This window comes from Streptococcus mitis (assembly GCF_946188615.1).
In the GTDB taxonomy this organism is placed as follows: Bacteria; Bacillota; Bacilli; order Lactobacillales; family Streptococcaceae; genus Streptococcus; species Streptococcus mitis_BZ.
Genome location: NZ_CAMHVK010000018.1, coordinates 1 through 1,490 on the forward strand (window position 1 = coordinate 1; position 1,490 = coordinate 1,490).

Annotated in this window: 2 protein-coding genes; both read right to left on the bottom strand. The window is 37.0% G+C overall.

The window, feature by feature from the left end:
• A partial coding sequence (locus OCF95_RS09735) for a YSIRK-type signal peptide-containing protein (RefSeq protein WP_261105331.1) occupies positions 1–369 on the bottom strand: 369 nt, incomplete at its 3' end.
• Positions 370–740: 371 nt separating this feature from the next.
• Positions 741–1,490, bottom strand: a 750-nt coding sequence (locus OCF95_RS09740) for a MucBP domain-containing protein (RefSeq protein ID WP_261105332.1), incomplete at its 5' end; no start/stop codon positions are given.

Sequence of the window (1,490 nt, forward strand, 5' to 3'; positions counted from 1 at the left end):
TGAACTTACTACTGTAGCATCTGCGTATTTAGCAGTTGAAAGTTTAGACTCCAAAGTAGCAATACTTGCTTCAAGGACAGCTTTATTTACTTTTTTAGCTTCTTCTGCTTTAACCTCTGGTTTAGCTTCCTCTACTTTAGTTTCTGGCTTAACGGCTTCCTTCTCTTTATTAGAATCCGCTTGATTTGCTGGGGCAGTAGCTGCAGCTACTGATGTTTCAGCACCTTGAACTTCCGTTGCTGATACTGCACCATTGCCTAGGAACATCAAACCAGCTGCAATGGCTACTGATGCTGCTCCAAAGCTATACTTACGAATACCGTAACGAATGTACTTCTCCGTTCGAAAATCTTGTTGTTTGCCTTTCATGAGACTCACAACCTCCTTGTTTTTATTTTGCTTTCAATGTCATTGATACAAAAAACATCGTATTATGGTAAATATGTGCATATTTTTTATATCACAAAAACGTATCTAGCATACAGTCTCATAATACCATATCCTTTGATTAAAATCAATAAAATTAATAATTTATTTCCTTGACATAGTAACTCTTAAGAAACATTACCATTATCAAGTTCATGAATTCCAATATATGCAATTCATTTATAGTTTTTATAATTTACATTTTTGTATAACTAGTTTTACATATTTTTATAAGCAAAAAACTGATGAATCATTTCGATTCATCAGTTTTAAGCAGATATGTCATTGCAAACAAATCATATCAATTAGAAAGCTTAGTCTTCTTTTTTCTTGCGAGCTACAAGACCAAATCCACTCAATACTCCGAGAAGTCCAAGGGCTGCTAGGCTAGCATTGTCTTCTGTACCAGTATTTGGCAATTCACGCTTACCTTCAGCTTCTTTGACTGCTGTTGGTTGTACTGGTTGTGCTGGAGTAGCCGGTACTTGAGGTTTAGCTGGCTGTTCAGGCATTGCTGGAGTAGCTGGCTCAACTGGTTGTACTGGTTTTTGAGATTGGATCTTACGGTAAACATTACGAACATTTCCATTAGCATCTGTTTCTGTACGTACTAACTCATAACCTTCTAATGGCTTACCTGGATGTGATCCATTTTCATCTGGAATAATCAATTCACCATTTTCATCTACAAATGTTGTTAATACTTTTTCTGTAACTGGTGTTGGTGTTGGACTATATGGCTCTGTTTGAGGAATAAGTGGAGTTGAAATCTTCTCGTATACATGTTCGATATCGCCATTTGGAAGTTTCTTAGTCTCTACGAAGCGGTAACCTGGGATATCTTTCTTAGGTTGGTCGCCATCTTCTGTTGGATAGTTTGGAATTTCATTTCCGTCTTTATCCTTGAATGATGTCTTAACTTTTTCGTAGACGTGTTCTACATCGCCATTTGGAAGTTTCTTAGTCTCTACGAAGCGGTAGCCTGGGATATCTTTCTTAGGTTGGTCGCCATCTTCTGTTGGATAGTTTGGAATTTCATTTCCGTCTTTATCCTTATGACTTGT